General features: G+C 72.8%; 24 protein-coding genes. 7 read left to right on the top strand and 17 right to left on the bottom strand.

Going from position 1 to position 26,474, the window contains the following annotated elements; genetic code table 11:
• Positions 1–81: 81 nt before the first annotated feature.
• The 4 genes from cofD (at position 82) to ACM9LD_RS17675 (ending at position 4,057) form a co-directional block, all read left to right on the top strand.
• A complete protein-coding gene (gene cofD / locus ACM9LD_RS17660; protein ID WP_415677875.1) occupies positions 82–1,107 on the top strand; it encodes a 2-phospho-L-lactate transferase in 1,026 nt (341 codons plus the stop codon).
• Positions 1,104–2,513, top strand: coding sequence for a coenzyme F420-0:L-glutamate ligase (locus ACM9LD_RS17665; RefSeq protein WP_415677876.1), 1,410 nt, complete (start codon positions 1,104–1,106; stop codon positions 2,511–2,513). The genes cofD and ACM9LD_RS17665 overlap by 4 nt, the downstream gene beginning before the upstream one ends.
• A 4-nt stretch (positions 2,514–2,517) precedes the next feature.
• Positions 2,518–3,075 carry an NUDIX hydrolase gene (locus ACM9LD_RS17670; RefSeq protein WP_415677877.1) on the top strand — a complete coding sequence of 186 codons (558 nt, stop codon included), beginning with the start codon at positions 2,518–2,520 and terminating at the stop codon, positions 3,073–3,075.
• A gap of 175 nt (positions 3,076–3,250) precedes the next feature.
• A complete protein-coding gene (locus tag ACM9LD_RS17675; protein ID WP_415677878.1) occupies positions 3,251–4,057 on the top strand; it encodes an alpha/beta fold hydrolase in 807 nt (268 codons plus the stop codon).
• Between the two features lie 42 nt (positions 4,058–4,099).
• On the opposite strand, the gene glgC is transcribed toward ACM9LD_RS17675, so the two are convergent.
• Positions 4,100–5,317: a glucose-1-phosphate adenylyltransferase gene (gene glgC / locus ACM9LD_RS17680; RefSeq protein ID WP_415677879.1), complete on the bottom strand. Its 1,218-nt coding sequence runs from the start codon at positions 5,315–5,317 to the stop codon at positions 4,100–4,102.
• A gap of 167 nt (positions 5,318–5,484) precedes the next feature.
• On the opposite strand from glgC, the gene glgA reads away from it, so the two are divergent.
• Positions 5,485–6,666, top strand: a complete 1,182-nt coding sequence (gene glgA, locus ACM9LD_RS17685) for a glycogen synthase (protein WP_415677880.1) — start codon at positions 5,485–5,487, stop codon at positions 6,664–6,666.
• Between the two features lie 130 nt (positions 6,667–6,796).
• Here the strand turns inward: glgA and ACM9LD_RS17690 are convergent, their stop codons facing one another.
• From ACM9LD_RS17690 to ACM9LD_RS17705, 4 genes are all read right to left on the bottom strand, one after another.
• A complete protein-coding gene (locus tag ACM9LD_RS17690) occupies positions 6,797–7,660 on the bottom strand; it encodes a putative RNA methyltransferase (protein ID WP_415677881.1) in 864 nt (287 codons plus the stop codon).
• 73 nt (positions 7,661–7,733) lie between these two features.
• Positions 7,734–7,901, bottom strand: coding sequence for a DUF3117 domain-containing protein (locus ACM9LD_RS17695; protein ID WP_068532479.1), 168 nt, complete (start codon positions 7,899–7,901; stop codon positions 7,734–7,736).
• A gap of 111 nt (positions 7,902–8,012) precedes the next feature.
• Positions 8,013–8,333, bottom strand: coding sequence for a DivIVA domain-containing protein (locus tag ACM9LD_RS17700; protein WP_415677882.1), 321 nt, complete (start codon positions 8,331–8,333; stop codon positions 8,013–8,015).
• Positions 8,334–8,340: 7 nt separating this feature from the next.
• Positions 8,341–9,519 (bottom strand): erythromycin esterase family protein, encoded by a 1,179-nt coding sequence (locus ACM9LD_RS17705; protein ID WP_415677883.1) that lies wholly within the window; start codon positions 9,517–9,519, stop codon positions 8,341–8,343.
• A gap of 58 nt (positions 9,520–9,577) precedes the next feature.
• Here ACM9LD_RS17705 and ACM9LD_RS17710 point away from each other — a divergent pair, with 58 nt between their 5' ends.
• Entirely contained in the window at positions 9,578–10,276 is a 699-nt protein-coding gene (locus tag ACM9LD_RS17710) for a TioE family transcriptional regulator (protein ID WP_415677884.1), read from the top strand.
• A 4-nt stretch (positions 10,277–10,280) separates the two neighbouring features.
• On the opposite strand, the gene ACM9LD_RS17715 is transcribed toward ACM9LD_RS17710, so the two are convergent.
• The 7 genes from ACM9LD_RS17715 to mgtE form a co-directional block, all read right to left on the bottom strand.
• Complete coding sequence (locus ACM9LD_RS17715) at positions 10,281–11,189, bottom strand: glucosyl-3-phosphoglycerate synthase (RefSeq protein WP_415677885.1); 909 nt, start codon at positions 11,187–11,189, stop codon at positions 10,281–10,283.
• On the bottom strand, positions 11,186–12,079 hold the full coding sequence (gene folP, locus ACM9LD_RS17720; protein WP_415677886.1) for a dihydropteroate synthase: 894 nt from the start codon (positions 12,077–12,079) through the stop codon (positions 11,186–11,188). The genes ACM9LD_RS17715 and folP overlap by 4 nt, the downstream gene beginning before the upstream one ends.
• A 1-nt stretch (position 12,080) precedes the next feature.
• Positions 12,081–13,892, bottom strand: coding sequence for a long-chain-acyl-CoA synthetase (locus ACM9LD_RS17725; protein WP_415677887.1), 1,812 nt, complete (start codon positions 13,890–13,892; stop codon positions 12,081–12,083).
• A gap of 9 nt (positions 13,893–13,901) precedes the next feature.
• Positions 13,902–14,450: an LOG family protein gene (locus ACM9LD_RS17730; RefSeq protein ID WP_415677888.1), complete on the bottom strand. Its 549-nt coding sequence runs from the start codon at positions 14,448–14,450 to the stop codon at positions 13,902–13,904.
• Positions 14,447–15,241, bottom strand: coding sequence for an LOG family protein (locus tag ACM9LD_RS17735; RefSeq protein ID WP_415677889.1), 795 nt, complete (start codon positions 15,239–15,241; stop codon positions 14,447–14,449). Before ACM9LD_RS17735 ends, ACM9LD_RS17730 begins: the two co-directional genes overlap by 4 nt.
• A gap of 10 nt (positions 15,242–15,251) precedes the next feature.
• Positions 15,252–16,328: a succinyl-diaminopimelate desuccinylase gene (gene dapE / locus ACM9LD_RS17740; protein WP_415677890.1), complete on the bottom strand. Its 1,077-nt coding sequence runs from the start codon at positions 16,326–16,328 to the stop codon at positions 15,252–15,254.
• Between the two features lie 77 nt (positions 16,329–16,405).
• Positions 16,406–17,758: a magnesium transporter gene (mgtE, locus tag ACM9LD_RS17745; RefSeq protein WP_415677891.1), complete on the bottom strand. Its 1,353-nt coding sequence runs from the start codon at positions 17,756–17,758 to the stop codon at positions 16,406–16,408.
• 78 nt (positions 17,759–17,836) lie between these two features.
• On the opposite strand from mgtE, the gene dapD reads away from it, so the two are divergent.
• On the top strand, positions 17,837–18,787 hold the full coding sequence (gene dapD / locus ACM9LD_RS17750) for a 2,3,4,5-tetrahydropyridine-2,6-dicarboxylate N-succinyltransferase (RefSeq protein WP_415677892.1): 951 nt from the start codon (positions 17,837–17,839) through the stop codon (positions 18,785–18,787).
• Positions 18,788–18,843: 56 nt separating this feature from the next.
• Here the strand turns inward: dapD and ACM9LD_RS17755 are convergent, their stop codons facing one another.
• The 5 genes from ACM9LD_RS17755 to benA form a co-directional block, all read right to left on the bottom strand.
• On the bottom strand, positions 18,844–19,104 hold the full coding sequence (locus tag ACM9LD_RS17755; RefSeq protein WP_415677893.1) for a hypothetical protein: 261 nt from the start codon (positions 19,102–19,104) through the stop codon (positions 18,844–18,846).
• A gap of 163 nt (positions 19,105–19,267) precedes the next feature.
• Positions 19,268–21,802: a helix-turn-helix transcriptional regulator gene (locus ACM9LD_RS17760; protein WP_415677894.1), complete on the bottom strand. Its 2,535-nt coding sequence runs from the start codon at positions 21,800–21,802 to the stop codon at positions 19,268–19,270.
• 41 nt (positions 21,803–21,843) lie between these two features.
• Positions 21,844–24,441 carry a benzoate 1,2-dioxygenase electron transfer component BenC gene (gene benC / locus ACM9LD_RS17765; protein WP_415677895.1) on the bottom strand — a complete coding sequence of 866 codons (2,598 nt, stop codon included), beginning with the start codon at positions 24,439–24,441 and terminating at the stop codon, positions 21,844–21,846.
• A 21-nt stretch (positions 24,442–24,462) separates the two neighbouring features.
• Positions 24,463–24,975: a benzoate 1,2-dioxygenase small subunit gene (gene benB, locus ACM9LD_RS17770; protein ID WP_415677896.1), complete on the bottom strand. Its 513-nt coding sequence runs from the start codon at positions 24,973–24,975 to the stop codon at positions 24,463–24,465.
• A complete protein-coding gene (gene benA, locus ACM9LD_RS17775; RefSeq protein ID WP_415677897.1) occupies positions 24,972–26,348 on the bottom strand; it encodes a benzoate 1,2-dioxygenase large subunit in 1,377 nt (458 codons plus the stop codon). The genes benB and benA overlap by 4 nt, the downstream gene beginning before the upstream one ends.
• Between the last annotated feature and the right edge of the window lie 126 nt (positions 26,349–26,474).

Here is a 26,474-nt window from a genome sequence, read left to right on the forward strand (position 1 = left end):
AAAGAGGGCGTCCGCGCGACCTCCTCGAGCACCTCGACCCGTCCCGAGAGCCTCCGCCGGGCGACCACTACCCTCGGAGGAGTGAAGGTGACGGTGCTGGTGGGCGGTGTCGGCGGTGCGCGGTTCCTCGAGGGCGCACGCGAGCGCTTCGGGGTGACACCGTTCCCCGAGAAGGACGGACCGGCCCCCGACGGCGCCGTCGGCGACTCCGTGACCGCGGTGGTGAACGTGGGCGACGACGCGTGGATGCACGGCGTGCGGATCTGCCCCGACCTCGACACCTGCATGTACACCCTCGGCGGCGGTATCGACACCGAGCGCGGGTGGGGCCACCGCAACGAGACCTGGCACGCCAAGGAGGAGCTCGCGAAGTACGGGGCCGATCCGGACTGGTTCGGCCTCGGCGACCGCGACCTCGCCACGCACCTCATCCGCACCCAGATGCTCTCCTCGGGATACCCCCTCACGGACGTCACGGCGGCGCTCTGCAATCGCTGGCAGCCGGGCGTCCGGCTGCTGCCCGCGACCGACGGCCGGCACGAGACGCACGTGGTGGTCGCGGACCCCGATTCCACCGACGGCGCGAAGAAGGCCATCCACTTCCAGGAGTGGTGGGTGCGGTACCGCGCCGACATCGAGACCTTCGGCTTCGCCCAGGTGGGCGGCGCGGACGGCGGCGGCTCCGGGAAGGCGCAGGCCTCGCGGGCCGCGATCGCCGCCATCGAGGAGGCCGACGTCGTCTTCCTCGCCCCGTCGAACCCGGTCGTCTCCATCGGCGCGATCCTGTCGGTCGGCGGGATCCGCGCCGCGCTGCGCACCACGAACGCCCGGGTCGTCGGCGTCTCCCCCGTGATCGGCGGCGCGCCGCTGCGCGGGATGGCCGACCGCTGCCTGGACGTGCTCGGGATCGAGACCAGCGCCCAGGCCATCGGCGAGCACTTCGGCGCCCGCAGCGGCAACGGCATCCTCGACGGCTGGCTGGTCTCGGAGGAGGACGCGGGCGTCGCGATCGACGGCCTGCCCGTCGCGGCGGTGCCCCTGCTCATGAGTTCGCCGCAGGCCACCGCGGCCATGATCGACGCCGGCCTCGAGCTGGTGGGCCTGTGAGCTCCCGACCCGAGCGCGACCACGGCGCCGCGTCTCTCGAGATCCTCCCCGTCCTCGGCGTGCCCGAGGTGACGCCGGGCGACGACGTGGCCGCGCTGCTCGCCGACGCCGCGCCGTGGCTCGCGGACGGCGACGTCGTCGTGATCACCTCGAAGGTCTTCTCCAAGGCCGAGGGCCGGGTGCTCGACGCGCCGTCGGACCCCGAGGAGCGGGACGCCTTCCGGCGCCGCCTCATCGCGGAGGAGTCGGTGCGCGTCCTGGCGACCAAGGGGCGCACGTGGATCACCGAGAACAGGCTCGGCATCGTCCAGGCGGCGTCGGGGGTGGACGCCTCGAACGTCGCCTCGGACACCGTCGCCCTGCTGCCCGAGGACCCCGACGGCAGCGCGGCCGCCGTGCGCGCCGGCCTGCGCGAGCGCCTCGACGTCGACGTCGCGGTGCTGGTCACCGACACCATGGGCCGCGCCTGGCGCAACGGCCAGACGGACGCCGCGATCGGCGCCGCGGGCATGGAGGTGCTGCACGGCTACGCGGGCGCGGTCGACGCCTACGGCAACGACCTGGTGGTCACCGAGATCGCCGTCGCTGACGAGCTCGCCGCCGCCGCGGACCTGGTCAAGGGCAAGCTGGGCGGCGTGCCCGTCGCGGTGGTGCGCGGCTTCGCCGTCCGTGTGCCCGAGGCGGATTCGCCGCTCGCGACCGCCCGCGGCCTCGTGCGCCCGGGCGAGGACGACCTGTTCCACACGGGCGTCGAGCTCGCGCGCCGGCAGGCGCTGCTGGTGCGCCGCTCCGTGCGCGCCTTCGCCGACGAGCCGGTGCCGGCCGAGGACGTGCGCGACGCCGTGGCAGAGGCTCTGACGGCCCCTGCGCCGCACCACACGCATCCCGTGCGGTTCGTGTGGGTGCGGGACGCGGAGCGGCGTACGGCGCTGCTGGACGCCATGAAGGGCCAGTGGGCGACGGACCTCGACGGCGACGGACGCACGCCCGAGTCCGTGGCCAAGCGGGTGCGCCGCGGGCAGCTGCTCTACGACGCCCCGGAGCTGATCCTGCCGTTCATGGTCCCCGACGGCGCCCACGCCTACCCCGACGCCCGGCGCACCGCCGCCGAGGAGACGATGTTCACCGTCGCCGTCGGCGCCGCCGTGCAGTCGCTCCTGGTGGCGCTGGCCGTCCGCGGGATCGGGAGCTGCTGGGTGGGATCGACGATCTTCGCCGCCGACACCGTGCGCGAGGCACTCGGCCTTCCCGACGACTACCGTCCCGCGGGCGCGATCGCCGTCGGCTACCCGGCCGATCCGTCCGCGCTGTCCACTCCCCGGCCGCCGCTCCCGCCGGGCGACATGCTCATCGAGATACCCGCCCGCGCCGGCGATCCGGACGCCGCTTCGCCGGAAGGGCGGTAGCCGAGTGACTTTCGCCTCCCTGCACGCCTCCGCGATCGACGTCCTCGCCCGGTTCGACGCCCGCACCGATGGCGACGACGCCCTGCGCCACACGGTGCTCGCCTTCCTCGACGCCCAGCCGAACGCCTGCGCCCGCGCGAACGTGCCCGGCCACATCACGGCGTCGGTGGTCATCCTCAACGAGGACCGCACCCATGTGGTGCTCACGCACCACCCCCGTGTGGGCGAGTGGCTGCAGCTGGGCGGGCACTGCGAGGACACCGATTCGACGGTGGCCGCCGCCGCGCTCCGCGAGGGGCACGAGGAGTCGGGTCTGGCCGACCTCGTCCTCGATGCGGATCTCCTCACGCTGCACACCCACCCGATCCGGTGCTCGCTCGGCGTCCCGACGCGCCACCTGGACCTGCGCTTCCGCGCCCTCGCCGTGGGCGCCGGCACCCCGGAGCTGGCCATCAGCGACGAGTCGAACGACCTGCGCTGGTGGCCCGTCGACGCCCTCCCCGAGTCGGCGGAGCACACCACCGTCGCCCATCAGGTGCGCGCCGCCCTAGCCCGCGACTGATCGCAGGCCGCAGGGCGGCCGCCGGGAGCGCCCGCGCAGACGGAACCGATCACCAGCGACTTTTCTGAGAGGTATTGCGCCTAGATCTATCAATCCGTACGCTCCGAACAATCCGTCCGGCGCACCGTCGGACCCCGCGGGCCCGGCCCGCCCGACCACGACGAGGTGGCACGAGATGTTGGCGTACGAACGATTCGGCTCGGGTGAGCCGCTGGTCCTGGTCCACGGGATCGCGCACCGCCGCCAGGCCTGGTACCCCGTCGCCGAGCGGCTCGCGGAGCACCGCGAGGTCGTCCTCTTCGACCTCCCCGGCCACGGCGAATCCCCCGCGCTCGACCTCGCCGGCCGCACCGTCCAGGAGGCGCTGCAGCAGCACCTGGAGGACCTGTTCGACGAGCTCGGCCTCGTCCGCCCGCACATCGCCGGCAACTCGCTGGGCGGGCGCATCGCGCTCGAGGCGGCGGCCAGCGGCATCGTCAGTAGCGCGACCGGGCTCTCCCCCGCGGGCTTCTGGCGCGACGAGAAGGACTTCCAGCTGATCCGCGCGCACTTCGCCGCGCTGATCACCGCGGGTCGCGTGGCGGCGCCCCTCGCGCCGCTGCTCACCCGCAGCGCCATCGGCCGCCGCCTGATGCTCGCCTCGCTGATGACGCACGGCGAGCGCCTGAGCGCCGACCGCGTGCTCGGCGACCTCCGGAACATGGTCGACGCCCGCCACACGCTCCGCGACATCATCGGGGGCGCGTTCCCGTTCGAGGCCGACATCGCCGCCGACGTCCCCGTCACCATCGCCTGGGGCACGCAGGACCGCGTCCTCCTGCCCTACCAGGGCCGGCGGGCCCGCCGTCAGCTGCCGACGGCCGAGCACGTCTGGCTCCCGGGCAGCGGGCACGTCCCGATGTCCGACGATGCCGACACCGTCGTCGAGATCATCCTCCGCGGCTCCTCGCACGGCCTGCTCGCCCGCGCCGACGCGGCCTGAGGGCACAGCGGCGCGGGGCCGGGCGGGGCGATCGAGCGGAAGTCAGCCGATCCGGATGCCCTTGCCGACGGTGACCACACCACCGGCGGAGACGTTGAACCGCTCGCGCTCGCGCTCGAGGTTCACCCCGAGGATTTCGCCCCGGCCCACGACGACGTTCTTGTCGAGGATCGCCTTCCGAACCACGGCGCCCGCCTCGATCTTCACGCCGGGCATGAGCACGGATCCCTCGACGGTCGCACCGTCGCCGATGGTGACGTTGGCGCCGATCACGGAGTTGCGCACCGTGGCGCCCGAGATGATGCTGCCGGCGCCCACCATGGACTCCTGCGCGAGGCCGCCGCGGGCGAACTTCGCCGGGGGCAGGTTGTCGTTCTCGCAGCGGATGGGCCACTGGCGGTTGTACAGGTTGAAGATCGGGTACACGGAGACCAGGTCCATGTGCGCGTCGTAGAAGGCGTCGATGGTGCCGACGTCGCGCCAGTAGCCGGCGTCGCGCTCGGTGGCACCCGGCACCTTGTTGTCGCTGAAGTCGTAGACGGCGGCCTCCCCACGGGCCACGAAGGCGGGGATGATGTCGCCGCCCATGTCGTGGTCGGAGTCGGGGTTCTCGGCGTCGGCGATGATCGCCTCGACGAGGGCCTGCCGGCTGAAGACGTAATTGCCCATCGACGCGAAGGTGACCTCCGGGTCGTCCGGCGTGCCGGGCGGGTCGGCGGGCTTCTCCAGGAACTGGGTGATGCGGCCGGAGTCGTCGGATTCGATGCAGCCGAAGGCCTTCGCCTCGGTGCGCGGCACGCGGATGCCCGCGACGGTGACGCCCGCGCCGGACTCGATGTGCGCCTGCACCATCTGCGACGGGTCCATCCGGTACACGTGGTCCGCGCCGAAGACCACGATGTAATCGGGATCGTCGTCGGTGATGAGATTCATCGACTGGAAGATCGCATCGGCGCTGCCCGTGAACCAGCGCTTGCCCACGCGCTGCTGCGCGGGCACCGGGGTGATGTACTCGCCGCGGAAGCCGAACATGCGCCAGGTCTGGCTGATGTGCCGGTCCAGCGAGTGCGACTTGTACTGGGTGAGCACGCACAACCTCTGGTACCCGGCGTTCACCAGATTCGACAACACGAAGTCGATGAGGCGGTACGAACCGCCGAAGGGCACGGCGGGCTTCGCGCGGTCCGCGGTCAGCGGATACAGGCGCTTGCCCTCGCCACCGGCGAGGACGATTCCCAGGACTCGAGGCTGGTTGCTCACGGGGTCCACGCTAACCCCAATCCGGGCACCCGTGCAGCGTTCTGCGACAGCGGATCCTGTTCCACGGCGAAGCACAGGCGTCCGGGCGGACAACCACAGGTGAACCGCACCGCTCGGGCTCCGTCGAACCGCCTGCGTGCGTCCCCGGCACGCTCTAGCGTGGTGCCATGCGTGTAGCGATGATGACGAGGGAGTACCCGCCCGAGGTCTACGGTGGCGCGGGCGTGCACGTGACCGAGCTCGTCGCGCGGCTCCGCAGCCTCTGCGAGGTCGACGTGCACTGCATGGGCGCCCCGCGACCGGACATGGACGGGGTCACCGTCTCCGGCCCGGACCCCGAGCTCGCCGGCGCGAACACCGCGCTCGAGATGTTCTCCACCGATTTGCGGATGGCCAACCTCGCCGCGGAGGCCGAGGTGGTGCACAGCCACACCTGGTACACCGGCTTCGCCGGGCATGTCGCCGCGCAGCTCTACGGCGTGCCACACATCCTCACCGCGCACTCGCTCGAGCCACACCGCCCGTGGAAGGCCGAGCAGCTGGGCGGCGGCTACCGCCTCTCCAGCTGGGCCGAGCGCAACGCCGTCGAGTACGCGGACGCGGTGATCGCCGTGAGCCGCGGCATGGCGGACGACGTGCTCGACGCCTACCCGAACCTCGACCCCGCCCGGGTCCACGTGGTGCTCAACGGCATCGACTCGGAGGTGTGGCACCCCGCGCCCACGTTCGGCGAGGACTCCCCCCTGGTCGAGCGCGGCGTCGACCCGGACCGCCCCATCGCCGCCTTCGTCGGCCGCATCACGCGGCAGAAGGGCGTGAAACACCTGGTGGCCGCGGCACACCGGTTCGATCCGGACATCCAGCTGGTGCTGTGCGCCGGGGCTCCGGACACGCCCGAGATCGCCGCGGAGACGGCCGACGCGGTGGCCGCGCTGGCCGAGTCCCGGGACGGCGTGCACTGGGTGCAGGACATGCTGCCCACCCCGAAGGTGCGCGAGATCCTCAGCGCCGCGACGGTGTTCGTCTGCCCGTCGGTGTACGAGCCGCTGGGCATCGTCAACCTCGAGGCCATGGCGTGCGGCACCGCCGTGGTCGCCTCCGACGTCGGCGGCATCCCCGAGGTGGTCATCGACGGCGAGACGGGCACGCTCGTGCACTACGACGAGGCGCACACCGACGTCTTCGAGGCCGGCCTCGCCGATGCCGTGAACGCGCTCTGCGCGGACCCGGCGCGGGCCTCCGCGTACGGCGCCGCCGGCCGCGCGCGCGCCGTCGCCGACTTCAGCTGGGAGTCCATCGCCGCACAGACCCTGGACGTCTACCGGCACGCCATCGCCGCCCGCGCGTAGCTCCGCGCGCGGGTATCCGCGCACCGGGCGCGACTGTGCGAACGCGGCACGTCCGCACAGCGGCGTAGCGTGCGCGGCGGGCTCCCGCGCACGCAGCACGTACGCGCCTACCCGCACACGCGAAGCACGACTACCGCAGTTCGTAGACGCTGACGGTGCCGGACGCCGTCACGGCCGCGGTGCCGCCGGCGGTGAGGTCTGCGATCGCGGCGGCGCGGGCATCGGGCGCGCCGTGGTGCGCGCTCGGCCCCATCGCGACGAGGTCGGTCGCGGCCTCGGCGGTGAGATCCATGACCCACTCGTGCTTCTCGCGGGAGACGAGCGAGAAGTCGTGCAGCGCACTGTCGAGCCGCGCGACCTTACCCTCCTCGACCGAAATCATGCCGAGCGGCTCGACGATCTCGCGCAGGTGCCGCGGCCCGGGCGTGAGCACCACGAGCCGGCCGCCGGGCGCGAGGACCCGCGCGAACTCGGCCGCGTTGCGGGGCGCGAACACCGAGAGCACCGCGGCGACGGCACCGTCGGCGACGGGCAGCCGCGCCCAACCGTTCGCGACGACAGCGCCGATCGACGGTCCGCGGCGGGCGGTGCGCCGCGCGGCGGGTTTCGAGAGGTCGAGCCCGATACCGGTGCCGCCGAGCCCGATCGCGGCGCGGGCCGCGCAGGCACGCGCGAGGTACTCGCCCTCGCCCGCCCCGCAGTCGAGGACCGGACCGGCGGGCGCGCCGGCGGCGGCAGCGGCCACCGCGGCGTGGAAGGTCTCGTAGTGGCCGGTCGCGAAGAACCGCTCCCGGGCGGCGATCATCGCGGCGTCGTCGGCGATGAGGCCGCTCGCGTCGCCGGCGAGAAGGGAGACGTAGCCCTGCCGGGCCACGTCGAAGGAGTGCCCCCCGACGCACAGCAGCGTGCCGCCGTCGGCGTCGAATCCGCCGCCGCAGTGCGGGCAGGCCAGCGCGGGCAGCACCGCGGCCAGGCCGGGAGGGACGTGCACCATGGGACCCCCTGTGAACGAGAAGATCCCGCACGGTCACACCGCGCGGGATCTCCGAGGAAAGCAGGACGACGGGCTACGACGTGACGCCGCGCAGCTCCTCGCCGAGCGCAGCGGCCTCATCCGGCGTGAGCTCCACCACGAGGCGCCCACCACCCTCCAGGGGTACGCGCATCACGATTCCGCGCCCCTCCTTGGTCGCTTCCAAGGGGCCGTCCCCCGTACGTGGCTTCATAGCCGCCATCCGTTGCTCCCTTCAGATCCTTCACCCGCCCGAGCGCAGCCCGCCGCGGGTCCGCTCCACATTCTAGCTTGTGCGCTGCACCGATCGGTGCGGACCGCTGGCAATGCGCACCTAATCGGTCTCGGCGGGGGCCTCGGTCGCGGTCGCTGCGGGCTCCTGCTCGGCGGCCAGCCGGGCGCGTAGGACGTCGATCTCCCGCGCCAGTCGTTCGAGGGCCCAGTCCACCTCGGCCGGCTTGTACCCCCGTACCACCTGCTGGAATCGGAGCGCACGGACGTCGGCACCCGCGACGTCCTCGGCGGGGAGCACCGTCGGCGTGGCGCCCGTCTCCAGGGGCGGGGTGTCGTCGCCCCGCCCGAAGACGAGCGCGGCCACGCCGTACAGCACGGCCGCGACGGCCAGCAGGCCCAGGGCGTACAACACGATCACCATGAGGCCATCATGCCCGAACCTCCGGGAGGAAGAGGACACCGTCGGCCTCCGCCAGGCGGTCGGCGTCCAACGGGAAGTACGCCCCGAGCGCGTCCCGATCGGCCCGCACGGGCGCGCCGCGCAGCCGCTCGGCGAGCTCCGGCCCGGAGTACAGGCGGGGCGCCGCGGCCGCATCGCGCGCCAGCTCGCCCTCGACGGTGCCCGGCGCCGGCGCGGCGAGACCGTGCGCGGGCGCGGCGCCGATCGCCATCGCCACGTGCCGATAGCCGTCGCCGAGGCGCGCCGCGGCCTGCGCACCGCCGCTGAACCAGCGCACGGTGTGCGGTCCCATCCGCATCTCGCTCGCGCCGCGCTGCAGGTGCAGGTTGTGCGCGGAGGCGAGGGTCCCGCCGCGCCGCGCCTCGCGGTCGACGATCGCCAGCAGGTTCCGTCCCATCATCACGTCCCGCTGGGCGCTGAGCCGGCCGAGCCGGTCGGGGGTGTCGGTCGCCATGATCGCGTGGTAGCGCAGCAGGCCGACGGCGGTCGCGGCGTCGGCGCGCAGCCACCACCATTCGTCCTCCCGCTCGGCCAGTTCCGGAGCGTGCGCGTCGAGGACCGCGCACAGGTCGTCGGCCAGCAGGCGCAGGCGATCGGCGTCGACGGTGCGCCCGACGCCCCGGTCCGCCTCGTACATCGCGCGCTCGTCGGTCCACCGCGCCTCGTCACCGAGCAGCGCCTCGAGCTCCGACTCGGCGACGACGCCCGGGGCGACCTCGGCCAGCGCCGCCCTCAGCCGCAGGAGGTACGCGCGCGGGCTCGGGGCCGCCGCCATCTCCATCGGCCCGTCGAAGCCGTAGAACCGCACCGGCGTCTCCTGCGTCCGGTTGAGCGCGCGGAGGGTGCGCAGCAGCTCGCCCGTCGCCTCCAGTGCGTGGACGTACGGATGACTGAAGCCCTCATCGAGGACCCGATCCAGGTCGATCTCCGCGCCCGCGAGGTAGTCGTTCACCAGAGGCGCTCGGTGCAGGTCGGACTCGACGGCGATGGAGCGGTAGCCGCCGCGCAGCACCAGGTCCTCGATCGCGGCATTGCGGGCGCGGAGGATCTCCTCCGAGCCGTGCATGGGCTCGCCGAGCGCCAGCAGGCGGGTCGGGGTGGGCGCATCATCGAGGAAGGAAACCAGGTCTACCGGGTCAGGATTCATTCCTTTCACGATATCGTTGAAGCGCCCGTTGAAACTTGAGCGCAGAATTTCCGGTCACATGCCCGATAACCCTCAAAGTAGCTTGCGCCCCGTCGACCTCGCACGGCCGCACGGACTGTCCACCCAGGCGGTGCGGAACTACGAGGAGCAGGGCGTCCTGCCGCCCGCCGGGCGCACCCCGTCGGGCTACCGCGCCTACACCGAGCGGCACCGCCTCGCGCTCGACGCCTTCCTCGCACTGATCCCCGGGTGCGGGCACGCGCGGGCGGGCTCGATCCTGCGCGCAGTGCACCGCGACGACCCCGACGCCGCGTTCGCGCTGCTCGACCAGGCGCACGAGGAGCTCGCCGGCGACCGCGACACCTTCCGCCGCGTGCGTGCCGCGCTCGCGGACCTGGGCGCCCCCGGCGATGACGACGGGCCCGCGCTGTTCGTCGGCGAGGTCGCCCACCGCCTGGGCGTCGTCCCGGCCACGCTGCGCTCGTGGGAGCGGGCCGGCATCGTCCGGCCGGAGCGGGACCGCGCCACCGGCTACCGCGTGTACTCCCCCGCCGACGTCCGCGATGCCCGGATGGCCGAGCAGCTGCGGCGCGGCGGCTACGGCCTCGCCCGGATCGCGGAGCTCACCGAGCGCGTCCGCGACGCGGGCGGCGTGGAGCCGCTGCGCGGGACCTTGGACGGCTGGCACGCTGCCCTGGTCCGACGGGGCCGCGCCCTCGTCTCCGGCGCCGCGGCGCTCCATGCCCTGCTCGGGTGAGCCTCTATCGCAGCGAGGCCACGGGTGGGCGGTCTTCGAGCGACAGCTCCGTGGTGACCTCCGTGAACCGGTCCTCCGGCCCCGGCTCCACCAGGTACTGCGTGATACCCGCGCCCGAGTCCTCGATCCCGCAGCGCCGCAACGCCGTCCCGAGGATCTGGCGGCTCATGACGCCCAAGTCGCGGAGATCGCGGTTGCGGTGCTTGCGCACGGACAGGTTCACCTGCGCGATCCCCGCCAGCCCGTAGCGGGCCTCCGCGTCCAGCAGCAGGCCGATCTCCACGCCGTAGCCGGGCGCGAACGGCACCGAAGCCAGGAACTCGCGGGTTCCCGCGTACTCGCCGCCCAGCGGTTGCAGGATCGCGCGCAGCGGCGGCCGCAGCGCCGCCAGGATCGGCCGGGCGACGAGCTCCGTCACGCGGCCGCCGCCCGTCGGGTCCTCGCCCTGCTTGAAGACGCGCAGCGGGCGCCGGTAGTAGGCCTTGACGAGGTGCACCTCGGAGTGGAACAGCATGGGCCCCAACAGCCGCGGCACGTACCGCGGGTCGGGTTCGATCAGGTCGGAATCGACGAAGGCGATCAGGTCGCCCGACGAGGCCGCCACGCCGCGCCACAGCGCCTCCCCCTTGCCCGGCACCGGCGGTAGCCCGGGGATCGCCTCCTCGCGGCTGATCACCGCCGCGCCCGCGGCGCGGGCCCGCTCCGCCGTCGCGTCGGTCGAACCCGAGTCGAGCACGATCAGCTCGTCGACCAACGTCCCGACCAGCGGTGCGATCGTCGCGACCACCGCGCCGACGGTGGCCTCCTCGTTCAGGGCCGGAAGCACCACGGAGACGGTGCGTCCCGCCTTCGCGGCGACGAGTTCGTCGATGCTCCAGCGGGGTTCCTCGAAGAACCGGTGCGCGGTGCTCACGCGAGCCCCCGCACGACGCGGGCCGGCGGGCGGGTGCCGTCGATCGAGGCCACCATCTCGACCACCCGGCGGGTGTCCGCCACCTGATGCACGCGGAACATGCGGGCCCCGGCGTGCGCGGCGAGCGCGGTCGCGGCGAGGGTCCCGGCCACCCGCTCCTCGAGCCCGGCGTCCAGGGTCTCGCCAATGAAGTCCTTGTTGGACAGCGCCATCAGCACCGGCCAACCCGTGCCGACGAGCTCGTCGAGGTGCCGCAACAGCGCGAGCCCATGGTGGGTGTTCTTCCCGAAGTCGTGGGTCGGGTCGATGACGATGCCGTCCTCACGCACCCCGGCGGCGAACGCGGCCTCCGCGGCGGCGGTGAGCGAGTCGCGCACGTCGGCGACGACGTCCGGATAGCGCACTCGGAACGGGCGGGTGCGGGGCACGGCGCCGCCGGTGTGCGAGCAGACGAGGCCCGCACCGGTCGCGGCGGCGATCCGGGGCAGGTCGGGGTCGGCGCCGGCCCAGGTGTCGTTGATGAGGTCGGCGCCCGCGTCGACCGCGGCCTCGGCGACGGACGCCCGCCACGTGTCCACGCTGATCAGCAGGTCGGGGTGCCGATCGCGCACCTGCGCGATGAAGGGCACCGTGCGCGCGATCTCCTCCTGGGCGTCCACGTGCTGGCCGGGCCCGGCCTTGACGCCGCCCACGTCCACGACGTCGGCGCCCTCGGCGACGGCGGCGTCCACGCGCTCGAGCGCGGCGTCCACCGCGAAGTAGCTGCCGCGGTCGTAGAAGGAGTCCGGCGTGCGGTTGATGATCGCCATCACGAGCGCCCGGTCCGCCGGGACCGGGCGGCCGCAGAGGGTGGGGCGCACGGGGATCGGGCCCACCGACGGTGCGGTCATCCTAGGAACGCAGATCCGGGACCTTGGCGGCCGCGACGTCGTCCGCGTACCCGTCGTAGGCGGGCACGTAGCCGTCCGCGCCGCCGACGAACACGTACAGCGGGTCGTCGCCGGTCTCCGCGAAGCCCTGCTTGCGGAGCTCGCCCTTGAGGCTCTTGAACGTGGAGGTGACCTCCAGGCTGGGCACGACGCGCGCGTACAGCGGGATCGCGTAGCCCGGCAGCTCGTTCCGGAGCTGGGTCGCGAGCGCCGCGCCGTCGAACTCCCGGCCCTCGGCGAGCTTGACGGCGGCCATGCCGGCCTTGCCGTCGGCGCCGGGGATCGCGACGCCGTAGACGATCGCGCCCTCCACCTGCTCGGCCTCGTCCAACGCGCCCTCGACCTCGGTGGTCGCGACGTTCTCGCCCTTCCAGCGGAAGGTGTCGCCGAGCCGGTCGACGAAGGCGATGTGGTCGAAGCCCTGGTTCGTCACCACGTCGCCGGTGTTGAACCAGACGTCGCCGTCCTTGAAGCCGTCGCGGATCAGCTTGGCGTCGCCCGCCTTTCCGTCGGTGTAACCGTCGAACGGGGCGGACTTGGTGATCTTGGTCAGCAGCAGACCGTTCTGGCCCTTCTTGACCCGCTGCAGCCTGCCCTTCGCGTTGCGCAGCGGTCCGGCGGTGTCGATGTCGTACTCGACCACGGCGTGCGGCAGGGGGCACAGCCCGACGGTGGCCTCGATGTTGAAGACGTTGACGAAGGCGATGTTCGTCTCGCTCGCGGCGTAGAACTCCATGATCCGCTCGATCCCGAAGCGCTCCTGGAAGTCCCGCCAGATCTCGGGCCGCATGCCGTTGCCGGCCGCGACCCGGATCGTGTTCGACCGGTCGCTCGGCTTGGGCGGCTGGTTGAGCAGGTAGCGGCAGATCTCCCCGATGTAGATGAACATCGTCGCCGAGTTCTCGTTCGCCTCGTCCCAGAACCGTGTCGCCGAGAACTTGCGGCCGATCGCGAGGGTGGCGCCGGAGACCAGCACCGAGCCGAGCGCCACGAGCGCGGCGTTGTTGTGGTACAGCGGAAGCGGGCAGTACATGACGTCGTCGCGGCGCATGCGCACCGCGGTCGCCCCGAATCCGGCCATGCCCTTGAGCCAGCGGTAGTGCGTCATGATCGACGCCTTCGGCATGCCCGTGGTGCCCGAGGTGAAGACGTAGAAGGCGCGGGTGCTCGCGGGCAGGGTCGCGGTCACGGCGGGGTTCTCGGTGGCGCGCGGATCCTGCTCGCGCGCCAGCCGGGCCTGCTCGGCGAGCTGGTCGATCGTGAGTACCACCCCGTCGGCGGGCCGGTCCGCGGCGTCGAGCGAGTCGAAGGCCTCGAGGTCCTCGGCGCCGGCGATGATCGTGCCGGTCTCGAGGATGCCGAGGCTGTGCGCGAGCACGGCGCCGCGCTGGTTGTAATTGACCAGCCCAGCGGTGGCGCCGACCTTGACGATGGCGAGCATCACCAGCACCATCTGCGGGTGGTTGTGCATGACGACGCCGACCACGTCACCCACCTTGACGCCGCGCTGGAGCAGCACGCGCGCATAGGTGTTCACGGTGGCGTTCGCCTCGCCGTAGCTGATGCCCTCGCCGTGGAAGCGCAGGAAGTCGCGCGACGGGTGCTGCGCCGCACGCTTGGCGAACACCGTCCCGATGGTCTCCTTGCTGTTCGGCGTGCGCAGCAGGATCGACGGGCCCTCCTTGATCAGGAGGGGCAGGTCGGGCAGCAGCTTGCCGACGCCGCGCGCCAGATCCGCGACGCCGACGGTGCTGTTCTTATGCGTAGAGCTCACGCGGCGAGCCTACCGTGGGACCGCCGTACCACGGCACGCCTCGAGGGCGGCCGTGACGTCCGTCGCGCGCAGCAACCGACCGAGAGCCGCATCACCCACGAAGCCCTTGGCCTTGAGCCCGTCGATCCAGTCCAGCAGCGGCGCGTAGAAGCCGTCGTGATCGAGGATCACCACGGGCTTGTCGTGCATGGAGAGGTAGCCGGCGGTCCACGCCTCGAAGAACTCCTCGAGGGTGCCCACGCCGCCCGGCAGCACCAGGAAGGCGCCGGCGTTGTCGTCCATGAGCTGCTTGCGCTCGCGCATGGTGGCGACCACGAGCAGCTCGTCGGCGCCGTGGTCGGCGACCTCGCGGTCGACGAGCGCCGTCGGGATCACGCCGAGCGTGTGCGCGCCGCCGTCGCGGGCGGCCTGCGCGACCGCGCCCATCATCGACACGTGCCCGCCGCCCCAGACGAGCGAGTCCCCGCCGGCGGCGATGCCCCGGCCCACCTCGGTCGCGAGGTCGATGTACTCCTGCGGCACGGGGCGCGAGGCGCAGAAGACGGCGATCGCGGTCACGTGGGATCCACCTCGCTGGCGCCGGCCTCGCGCTCGCGGGCGGCATCGGCGCGCACGATGATGTCGATGGCCTCGGCCACCGAATCAGTGACGGTGATGAGGTCGGCGTCGCCGGGCGAGACCATGCCCTGCTCGGTCAGCGTGCCCCGGATCCAGTCCACGAGGCCGCCCCAGTAGGCGGAGCCCAGCAGCACGATCGGGAACCGGGTCACCTTGTGCGTCTGCACCAGGGTCAGCGCCTCGAAGAGCTCGTCGAGGGTGCCGAAACCGCCGGGGAGGCAGACGAAGGCCTGCGCGTACTTGACGAACATGGTCTTGCGCACGAAGAAGTAGCGGAAGTTGATGCCGAGGTCGACCCAGTCGTTCAGGCCCTGCTCGAAGGGCAGCTCGATGCCCAGGCCCACGGAGAGGCCGTCGGCGTCCTTGGCGCCGCGGTTCGCGGCCTCCATGGCGCCCGGACCGCCGCCGGTGATGACCGCGTAGCCCGCGCGCACCAGCCCGGCGCCCAGCTCGCGGCCGGTGGCGTACTCGGGCGAATCCGGCTTGATCCGAGCGGATCCGAAGACGGTGACGGCCTGCGGCAGCTCCGCGAGGGCCCCGAAGCCCTCCACGAACTCGGCCTGGATCCGCATCACGCGCCAGGGGTCGCGGTGCAGCCAGTCGGCGTCGTCCGCGTTCGCGAGGAGCCGCTGGTCGGTGGTCGACGATTCCGTCGCCGCCGCGCCCTGCACCCGGACGGGACCGCGGTAGCGCAGGTAGTGGTCGTGGGAGGGCTTCTTATCGGAGGCCATGACGCACAACCTACCCAGCGAGGAAGGCGCGCAGCACGGCGGCCACCTCGGTGATCTGCGCGGTCTCGACGTGCTCGTCGCGCTTGTGCGCGTAGTTGGGGTCGCCCGGGCCGAAGTTCACCGCCGGGATGCCCAGCGCGGCGAACCGCGAGACATCGGTCCAGCCGTACTTGGCGCGGAACCGGCCGCCGGCCGCCGCCACGAGCTTGGCCGCGGCGGGGGCGCCGAGGCCGGGCAGCGCGCCGGGCGCGGCGTCGGTGACCTCGAAGCCGAGGGCACCGTCGGCGATCGGCCCGGCGAGGACCTCGCGGACGTGCGCCACGGCCTCGTCGACGGTGCGGTCCGGCGCGAAGCGGAAGTTGACGTCGACGAAGGCCTCGTCGGGCACGACGTTCCCGGCCACGCCGCCCTCGATCTTCACGGCGGACAGCCCCTCGCGGTACTCGCAACCGTCGATGTCGACGGTGCGCGCGGTGTACGCCTGGAGGGCGGTGAGCACGGGGCCGAGCTTGTGGATCGCGTTGTCGCCCAGCCAGGAGCGGGCGCTGTGCGCGCGCACGCCGGCCGCGGTGATGCGCACCCGGATGGTGCCCTGGCAACCGGCCTCGATGAGCCCGCCCGAGGGCTCGCCGAGGATCGCGACGTCGGCGCGCAGCCACTCGGGGAGCTCGCGCTCGATGCGGCCGAGACCGTTGAACTGCGAGGCGATCTCCTCGCACTCGTAGAAGATCAGGGTCAGGTCGTAGGCGGGCTCGGCCATCGTGGCGGCGAGGTGCAGGAAGACCGCGTCGCCGCTCTTCATGTCGACGGTGCCGCAGCCGTGCAGGACGCCCCCCTCGCGGCGGCTGGGCACGTTGTCGGCGATCGGCACGGTGTCGAGATGGCCGGCGAGCATCACCCGCTGCGACAGGCCGCGATTCGTCCGAGCGAGCACGTTGTTGCCCACGCGGAGCACCTCGAAGCCCTCCAGCGCGCGGAGCGCGGCCTCCACCTCGTTCGCGATCCGTTCCTCGTCGTGGCTCACGCTGGGGATGTCCACCAGCGCGGCGGTGAGGTCGATCGGGTCGATGGCGATGTCGAGGGGCACAGCCCCAGCGTAGTAGCGCTACGGGACGCGACCACCACCAAGGCCGCGACGGCGGAGTCACCCCTCCAGGGTGGTGCTCAGATCGGGAGGATCGCCTTGGCGATGAGGAAGTAGAGGATCAGGCCGGTCGCATCGACGAACGTGCTGATGAACGGGTTGGAGAAGACTGCAGGGTCGACGCCGATGGACTTCGCGACGATCGGCATGAGCCCGCCGACGGTGGCCGACATGGTGCACACGCCGAACAGCGTGGCGCCGATGACCAGGCCCACGTCGACCCCGAAGAGGGCGCCGGCGATGACCGCGCCGAGGGTGCCGAGAACGAGGCCGAGCGTCCCGCCGACGCGGATCTCGCGGCCCAGCACGCGGAAGACGTCGGCGGTCGTGATGTCGCCGAGGGCGAGCGCGCGGGTCACCGTGGTGGCGGCCTGGTTGCCGGTGTTGCCGCCGGTGCCGATGATGAGCGGCACGAAGAGCGAGAGCACCACCATCTCCTGCAGGCTGTCCTCGAAGACGGACAGGACCTTCACGGTCAACGTGGCGCCGATCGCGAGAACGAGCAGCCAGACGACGCGCGAGCGCACCAGGGTCCGCACCGGCGTCGAGAGGTAGGGCCGGTTCAGGGGCTCCACGCCGCCCTGGCGCGCCGCGTCCTCGCTCTCCGCCTCCTCGAGGATGCGCAGGGCGTCGTCGACGGTGAGGATGCCCACGAGGCGGTGCTCGTCGTCGACGATGGGCATCACCAGGAGCCGCTGCTCGGCGCAGCGGCGCGCGGCGTCCTCGGCGGACTCCCGCGCCCGGGCCGTGCCCGCGATGTTCATGATCTCGCGCACCGGGGTCTCCGGGGCGCTGCGCAGCAGGCCGCGCAGCCCGACGATGCCGACGAGCACGCGGCCCGGCCCGACGACCGGGATGCCGTAGATGGTCTCGACGTCGTCGATGCGCGATTGCACCGCCGCCAGTGCCTCCGCGGCGGTGTCGCCGGGGTGGACGGAGACGAACTCCGGGGTCATCTCGCGGCCGACGGATCCCTGCGGGTAGCCGAGCAGGGCGGCGGTCGCGGCGCGCTCCCCCTCGGGCAGGCCGTGGAGCAGGCGCGCGGCGACGGTCCCGGGCAGTTCGTCCAGCAGGGTGACCCGGTCATCGGGGTCGAGCTCGGCGAACAGCCCGGTGACCTGTTCGTCCTGCAGGTCGTGGATGAGCTCGCCCTGCAGGGGCGCGTCGAGGGATTCGAAGACGGTGAGCGCCTCGTCCTTCGCGAGCAGCCGGAAGACGACGGCGCGGTCCTTGCGGTTCAGGCGCTCGAGGACGTCAGCCACCTCGTGGGACGCCAGGGGCGCGATGAGCGAGGAGACCGTGGTCAGGTCCCCGTCGTCGACCGCGTCGTCGATCCGGTTCGCGAGCTTGGCCGTGTCGAGTGTCGTGGTCACTGAATGCACGGTATCCGAATCCCGCGACTCCGCAGCGCGAGCGACCGCGGCCCCACCGGCGCCCGGTACCCTGGTCGCGTGACGAATCGTGGAGCGAAGGCGTACGGACTGGCCACCATCACCGACGACGGGACGGTGCTCGACACCTGGTTCCCCGCGCCGGAGCTGACCGACGGCGGCGGCACCACCGGGTCGGCCCAGGACCCGTCGGGCGCGCCCGCGGAGCTGGCGGCGCTCGCCGGCGCCGACGCCGACCGCAAGGTGCGCACCGTGGTGGTCGAGACGACGATCGCGGACCTCGCCGCGGCGCCGGTCGACGCGCACGACGTGTACCTGCGCCTGCACCTGCTGAGCCACCGCCTCGTGCAGCCGCACGGCCTGAGCCTCGAGGGCCAGTTCGGCCTCCTGGCGAACGTGGTGTGGACCAACTTCGGGCCCTGCTCGCCGGCCGGATTCGAGCTGGTCCGGGCGGCGCTGCGCAAGCGCGGGCAGGTGACCGTGTACTCGCTCGACAAGTTCCCCCGGATGGTCGACTACGTGCTGCCGACCGGCGTGCGCATCGGCGACGCCGACCGCGTCCGCCTCGGCGCGCACCTCGCCGAGGGCACGACCGTCATGCACGAGGGCTTCGTGAACTTCAACGCGGGCACGCTCGGCACGGCGATGGTCGAGGGCCGCATCTCGGCGGGCGTCGTCATCGGCGATCACTCCGACGTCGGCGGCGGCGCGTCGACCATGGGCACGCTGTCGGGCGGCGGCAAGGAGATCATCAAGCTCGGCGAGCGGTGCCTGCTGGGCGCGAACTCGGGCCTGGGCATCCCGCTGGGCGACGACTGCGTGCTGGAGGCGGGCCTCTACCTGACCGCCGGCACCAAGGTGACCGGCCCCGACGGTACGCAGATCAAGGCGCGCGAGCTGGCCGGGCAGAGCAACCTGTTGTTCCGCCGCAACTCGGTGACCGGCGCGGTCGAGGTCGTGCCGTGGCGGAGCGAGGGCGTCGAACTCAACGCCGCGCTGCACAAGAACTGACCCTGACCACGGGAACGGCGGCCGGTGCCGACACCGGCCGCCGTTCCCGTGCACCGTCAGCGAATACTCTTCGCGGGGAGGTCGCCGGCGGGCCCGACAGCGCACCCCAGTCCGCCGAGCACCCGGTCGATCGCGCGATGCAGAACCGGCCGCTCACCCACGGACCCGGCCACGGACGCGCGGGGCGAACCTGTACCCACGCACTCCGGATGCTGTGAAACCAGACGGGATTCGACCATCCACAGCCCCACGCCGCACAGCACCACCGCCGCACACAGCGCAGTGACCAGGGCGACCCTGATCTTCGTGAACGTCATCTTCACCGCCTTTCCATAACCGAACCTCGTTGATCTTTGCAATAGCGTAGCATTCGACCCGCGATGCTTCGTATACGTAAGCATTAGGCGGCGTCCGCGATCCGTGCCATCGGCCGCGAGCTCGGACCGGAGGGCTCGCCGCGTACACCGAACTGCAGACGATCTACCGCTGACCCGCCCGGCCCGGCTCCGCAGGGCCGCCGTCGCCGGCCAGGAGCTCAGCACCGTAGCGGGCGGTGAGCTCCCCCCGGGTCCGGACGCCCAGCTTGGCGAAGATCCGGGTCAGGTGGAACTGCACCGTCTTGGGTGAGAGGTACAGCTGTTCCGCGACCCTCCTGTTGGTGTCGCCCGCGACCACGAGGCGCGCGACGTTCAGCTCGTGCGGGGTCAGCGCCGCGACGTCCGCATCGGACGGTCCGCCCGCCCGCCCCAACTCGCGGTCGGTCGTCCGCAGCCGGGTGAGCGCCCCCAGCGACCCGAAGACCGTCGCGGCCTCGCCGAGGTGGTGCGCCGCGTCCCGCCGATGTCCGGTGCGCCGCAGCAGCATTCCCAGGTCGAGGTGCACGCCGCCCGCCGCGACCGGGAAGGACTCGGCCTCGGCGAGGCAGCCCCGCAGCACGGTCGCCGCAGCGTCGGCGTCGGGATCCGTGGCGGCGCGGGCGGCACCCATCCGGATCCGGGCGGGGGTGCTGTGCGGCGGGGGCGCGCCGTCGAGCAGGGCGACGGCTTCCGGGCCGCGGCCGACGTCCGCGAGCGCGCGGGCGGCGACGGGGTGCCAGGGCCAGAAGTCGGGGCCCGCCGCCCGGGCGGCGGGGTCTGCGAGCAGGGGCTGGACTGCCGCCAGGACGGCGCGCGGGCCGCCCCGCGCGGCCGCGGCCTGCGCCAGTGCGGCGGGGATCCGCTGCGTCAGGTAGCCGGTCGGGGCGACGCGCGCGGCGGCCGCGTGCCGGTCCGCGCCGTCGGCGTCGCCGCGGAGCGCGAGGATCTCGGCCGCCGTCCAGTGCGCGAGCGGCGAGCACAGCACGATCCCCGTGCTGTCGCCGAGGTCCACCGCCTCGCGGGCGCTCTCCAGCGCGGCGTCCCAGTCGCCGATCTCGAACTGCACCCGCGCCAGCCAGCCGAGCGCCCACAGCGAGACCCGGTGCGCGCCGCCCACGGCCTCCCGAGCGGCGGTGAGCGCGGTCCGCGCCCGGTCCAGATCGCCGAGCCCGTACTGGATCCAGCCCACGCCCAGCATCAGCCGCTGGGACACCGCGACGGGGAGGCCGGTCTCGGCGAGCCCCGCGTCCACCGCGCGGGCCGCCCCGACGAGATCGCCGGCCGCGGCGGCGCCGAGCCCGCGGAAGGCCCGGGATTCGATGGCGGGCGGGGCCGTGCCCCCGAGCTCGATCGCCCGGTCGGCCCAGGCGATGAGCGCGGGCCCGTCCCACCGCACGAGGGCGTCCAGGCCCCGACGGTGCGCGATCCGCGCGGCGGGGAGCGGGCTCAAGCGCGGGTTCACCGCGTTCCAAGCCCGCTCCAGCCGGTCCTGCGCCTCCGCGGGGCGGCCCGACTGGATGGCGACGTAGCCCAGCACGGAGTCCCGCTCCGAGCTGGCGGGGAGTGCCTCGATGGCGGGCACCAGCTCGCGGGCGGCCCCCAGGTCGCCTGCGCTGACGTAGGCGTCGACGGCGGCGATGCGCAACTCGCGCGCGAGGTCGGCGTCGGCCGCGACGCCGGTGGCCGCCGCGAACGCAGCTGCCGCCGAAGACCATTCGCCGCGGGCCGCCAGTGCGGCGCCATCGTCGGCGAGGGTGGCCGCCAGCGCCGCGTCACTCCCCAGGACCGCCGCCGCGCGGTGGCGCAGGGCGCGGTGCGGGTCGACCACGCCGGCCGCCGCGGCGTGCAGGCGCGCCCGGTCCGTCCACGTGGAGGCCTCCTCCACCGCGCGGGCGACGATCGGCGCGGGCGGCGCGATCCACGGACCGTCCCGGTCGCGGCGCGCGATCACCAGCCCGCGGGCGACCAGCCGGTCGAGCAGACCCGCGGTGACCTCCGTGCCCGCCACGGCGGCAAGATCGGTCGGGGTCGCACCCCCGAGGATCGCCACCGCGAGGGCGACGCCGGACGCCGGCTCCCCGACCTCCGCCAGCGCCGCGGCGACCCGCTGCCGCTCGCCCGCGGGCACCGCGTCGGAGGGCTGCCCGCCGGAGCACGCCGCCTCGTCGAGCGCGGCGAGCGCCGCCTCGATCGCGCCCCCGGTCCGCCGGTGCAGTCGCACCGCCGCAGCACCCGAGAGCTCGAGGCCGAGACCGCGCGCCAGGGCGGCGATCTCGTCGGCGGAGAAGGCGTCCAGGACGAGGTGGACGTCGGCACCGAGGGCACGCGCGTCGTCGCTCCACAGTCCCGAGGCGGCCGGCTCGGCCGTCGCCCGCGCCAGCACCACCGCGGTGCCCCGCTGGGCGGCGGCCGCGAGCTCGCCGAGTTCGCCGTCCCCGAGCCGCTGCGCGTCGGCGACCACCACGGCGCCGCCGGCATCGAGGGCCTCGAGCGCGGCGCGCAGGCGCGCACCGTCGTCCCGGGCAAGAGCGCCGAGCGCCTGGACGACGGGCGCCTCCGGGCGCGCGAGCGTCGCCAGGGCCCGCGCCCCGCGGCCCGTCGGGTCGCCGATCACGGCCGACCGGGCCCCGCGGATGCGCCGCACCGACCAGGGATCCATCGCCCCACGATAGGCGGGCGGCGCGGGCTCCGGGCGCCGGTTCAGCCGAGATCCCCGCCGCCGACCGGCAGGACCGAGCCGGTGAGGTAGCCCGCCTCGTCGCTCGCCAGGAAGCAGATCACCGCGGCCTGCTCGTCGAGGGTCCCGTACCGGTGCATCAGGCTCGACTCGAGCGTCTGGTCGATGTGCGCCTGGAACCAGGCCCGCTCGGCGGCGGTCTCGGGCACGTCGCCGCCGCGCGGGATGCGCCGCGGCGGTGCCTCGGTGCCGCCGGGCGCCGAGGCCACCACGCGGATCCCGCTGTCGGCGTACTCCATCGCGAGCGAGGCGGTGAGGGCGTTCACGCCGCCCTTGGCCGCCGAATAGGGCACGCGGTGCACGCCGCGGGTGGCTACCGATGAGACGTTGACGATGACCCCGTGACGGCGCCGCTGCATCGACGGCAGGACGGCCCGGCAGGAGAACAGCGTGGTGAGCAGCGACCGGGTCACCTCGGCGCCGATCTGCGCCTCCGTGAACTCGGTGAAGGGCTTGAACCACATCGCGCCGCCGACGTTGTTGACGAGCACGTCGATCCTGCCGAACCGCTCCAGCGCCTGCGCTGCGACGTCCTGCGCGCCCGTGAGCGATTCGAGATCGGCCACCGCCGCCACGGCCTGGGTTCCGTGCGCGGTGAGCTCGTCGGCCAGTTCGCGGACCAGGTCGGACCGGTCCACGAGCACGACCTGCCCGCCCTCCGCGTGCACCCGGCGGGCGACGCGCTCGCCGATGCCCTGCGCCGCGCCCGTGACCACGACGACCTTGCCGGCGAACCGCCCCGGGTGGACGAACGCCGGGGTGCGGGCGAGTTCCTGCTCGTGCATCGCGCGCCGCGTGGTCTCCATGGACCGCTCGGCGTGGTCGGCGACCAGGGTGCGTGCCGCCTCCCGGTCCCCGGCGGCGATCGCCTCGACGATGTCGAGATGGTCCTGGGCGCAGCGCGGGTGGATCCAGGTGGCGCTGCGCAGGGTGGTGTCCATGTGGCTGCGCACGCCGAGCCGCTGGTAGGCGGCGAGCAGGTGCTCGTTCCCGGTGAGCGTGAACAGGTAGTCGTGGAAGGCGGCGTTGGCCTCGGTGTACCCGGCGGCGTCGGTGAGCCGGTCGCCGTCGAGGTAGGGCACCGTGGCCTCCGCGAGGAGCCGGTAGCCGGCGAGCTGTGGCGAGCCGAGCCGCCCGAGCACGAGCTCCAGCGCGCCGAGCTCGAGGGCCTTGCGGGCCTCGAAGACCGCGTCGGACTTGCGGATGTCGGGGTGTTCCTCGCCGATCTCGTAGCCGTCCGCGCGCCCGGCGGGGTCCGGGTGCACGACCAGCGGCTGCACGTCGCTCGCCGGGAGGAGCGGCTGGCCGGCCACTCCCCGGGCGTCCGGATTCTCCAGGAGCGCACCGCCCGCGCCGACGAGCAGGCCGTCGAACGACAGTGCCTCCGCGGCCTCGGGTTCCAGTCCTGCCACCGCCGGCAGCGGGGTCAGGGGTTCGGCGGACGTGGACGCCGCGGGTGCGGCGCTCGGCGCGACGGTCCCCGGGGCCTCGGTCGCGGGCGCGGCCGGCGGAACGGCCGGTGCGGGTGCGGCGGCGACGGCGGGGAGGAACTTCTCGTAGTAGAACCCCGTGGCGGTGACCCCGAGCCGGTCCAGCTCCGCGCGGAAGCCCTCGATCATCGGCGGCGGGCCGCACAGGTACACGGCGACGTCGCCGCCGTGCAGGTGCGAGGTCCGCAGGATGTCGGTGACGAAGCCGCGGTGGGCGGCGGTGCTGTTCCGGTCGGAGACGACGTACTCGAAGTCGAACGCCCCCAGCTCCTCCCGGAGCCCGGCGAGCACGTCGAGCTGCGTGACGTCCGTGTCCTGGGAGACGCCGTAGAGCAGCTGGACTGCGCGCCCGGGGTCGCGAGTGCGCATGGACCGCAGCATGGACAGCATGGGCGCGAGACCGGTCCCGCCGGCGACGAGCAGAGCGGGCCGGTCGGCCTCGCGGAGGAAGAACGAGCCGAGCGGTCCGCGGAAGGTCACCCGGTCGCCGACCTTCGCCCGCCCCGTGAGCCAGTCCGACATCGCGCCGCCGCTCGGGATCAGCTTGACCAGGAACTCCAGCTCCTCGTCGTCGGGGTGCGAGGCGAAGGAGTAGGACCGCTCGGCGTCGGGCACACCGTCGCCCCCGGATCCGGGCACGGCGATGTTGACGTACTGCCCGGGCAGGAAGGCGAGGCGGTCCCGGTCGTCGGCGCGCAGCCGCAGCCCGACGGTGCTCGGGGTGAGCCGTTCCAGCCCGGTCACGGTCGCGGCGAACTCGCCGACCTGCGTCTTCGCCACCGCCGAGGTGCTGTTGATCTGGAGCACGAGGTCGGAGGTCGGCGACATCGAGCACGGCAGACAGTAACCCTGCTCCGCCTCGTCCGCGGTGAGGGCGTCCTCGACGTAGGTGCCACCGTCGTAGGTCCCGGACTCGCAGAGGGCCTTGCACGTTCCGCACGCCCCGTCGCGGCAGTCGAGAGGGATGTTGATCCGCTGCCGGTACGAGGCGTCCGCGACGGTCTGGCCCGGATCGACGGAGATGAACCGGGTCACCCCGTCCTCGAAGGCGAGCGCCACCTGATGCGCCATGATGAGATCCCTTCCGCCCGTTCAGACGTGGTAGATGTCGACGACGTGGTGGATGTAGTCGTTCTTGAGCACCACGGTCTTCCGGCGGAACAGGGGCTGCTCCCCGGAGAAGTCGAGCGTCGCCATGGTGGTGCCGTAGTACGGGTCGATCGTGTCGTACCGGAAGTACATGGTGTGCCAGTTGAACCGGACGTCCACCAGGTCGCCTCGGCGCTCGATCACCTCGACGTTGGTGATGTTGTGGCTGGTGCGCGGCTCCGGCAGCGAGGTCGCCGACGAGCGCTCGGTGCGGATCCGGAAGACGCGGTCCGTCAGGCCGCCCTTGTCCGGGTAGTAGACCAGCGAGATCTCGGTCTGCGGGTCCTCGGTGAGCTTGTCGTCGTCGGCCCAGGCGGGCATCCAGAACTCGCAGTCGTCGGCGTAGCAGTCCAGCCACTTCTCGAACTCGCGGTCGTCGAGGTACCGCGCCTCGCGGTAGAGGAACTGCTCGATCGCGTGCTGGTCGATCGCGGTGGTGGTCGTGGGCGCGCTCATCGGGTCGCCTCCTTCGCGGCGTCGGCGGCGAGGCCGGCCTGGAGGGCCTCCTGCCAGTACTTGTGCTGCACGGGATACAGGCCCTCGTCCTCGTTCTTGACGCCGGAGGAGACGACGCCGGTCATGCCGAGCGTCGTCGCGACCTCGTCCGGCCCGGTCAGCCAGTGCTCGGCGCCGCGGCTCATGTCGTTCCACTGGGCTGCGGTCGCGAGGAAGGTCTTCTGGCAGCTGCGGAACTCCTCGAGGTCGTCCGGCGTCGCCATGCCCGAGGCGTTGAAGAAATCCTCGTACTGGCGGATCCGCCAGGAGCGGTTCTCCTTCGACTCCCCTTTCGGGGCGATGCAGTAGATGGTGACCTCGGTCTTGTCCACGCTGATCGGGCGGAAGTGCCGGATCTGCGTGGAGAACTGATCCATGAGGTAGACGTTCGGGTACAGGCACAGGTTGCGCGAGCCGCGGACCATGAAGTCGCCCTTGGCCTCGCCGAACTGCTTCTTCAGCTCGTCCAGCCGGTCCCACAGCGGCCGGTCCTGCGGGTTGCCCGCCCAGGTCCACAGACACAGGTGGCCGTTCGGGTACGACCAGTAGCCGCCGCCGGACTTGCCCCACTGGCCCGCGTCCAGCGTCTTGGTGGTGTTGCCCGAGTCGCCCGTGTTGCGGCGACTGGTGGTGGCCGCGTAGTTCCAGTGCGTCGCGGTCACGTGGTAGCCGTCGGCGCCGTTCTCCGCCTGCACTTTCCAGTTGCCGTCGTAGGTGTACGTGGACGCGCCGCGGAGTACCTCGAGCCCGTCGGGCGACTGGTCCACCAGCATGTCGATGATGGCCGTGGTGTCGCCGAGGTGCTCCTGCAACGGGAGCACGTCCGGGTTCAGCGAGCCGAACAGGAAGCCGCGGTAGTTCCCGAACTTCGCGACCTTCGTCAGGTCGTGGCTGCCCTCGTGGTCGAACTGGGCGGGGTACCCGGCACCGTCGGGATCCTTGACCTTGAGCAGCCGGCCGTCGTTGCGGAAGGTCCAGCCGTGGAACGGACAGGTCAGGGTCTTGCGGTTGTCGGTCTTCTTGCGGCACAACATCGCGCCGCGGTGCGCGCAGGCGTTGATGAGCAGGTTCAGCTCGCCGTCGGCGCCGCGGGTGATCACCACCGGCTGCCGGCCGATGTAGGTCGTGTAGTAGTCGCCCGCCTCGGGCACCTGGCTCTCGTGCGCGAGGTAGACCCAGTTGCCCTCGAAGATGTACTTCATCTCGAGCTCGAAGGTCTCCTCGTCGGTGAAGATGTTGCGGTTCACCCGGTAGACGCCGTCCGCGGGGCGCTCGTCGATCGCCCGATCGAGCACGTCGGGGGACGGGGTGGGTGAGGGTTCGGTCACGGTCATGGGAGACCTCCGGTCGACTGGGTGGCTGTGATCCCCATCACCGTGCCGCGCGGCGCACCTCCCGCGCGCCGGGCATATCGCTAGCAACCCACCAGGGTGTCTTTTCTGCGTTGCGGGCACTAATCA

Source organism: Tsukamurella hominis (genome assembly GCF_965137015.1).
In the GTDB taxonomy this organism is placed as follows: domain Bacteria; phylum Actinomycetota; class Actinomycetes; order Mycobacteriales; family Mycobacteriaceae; genus Tsukamurella; species Tsukamurella hominis.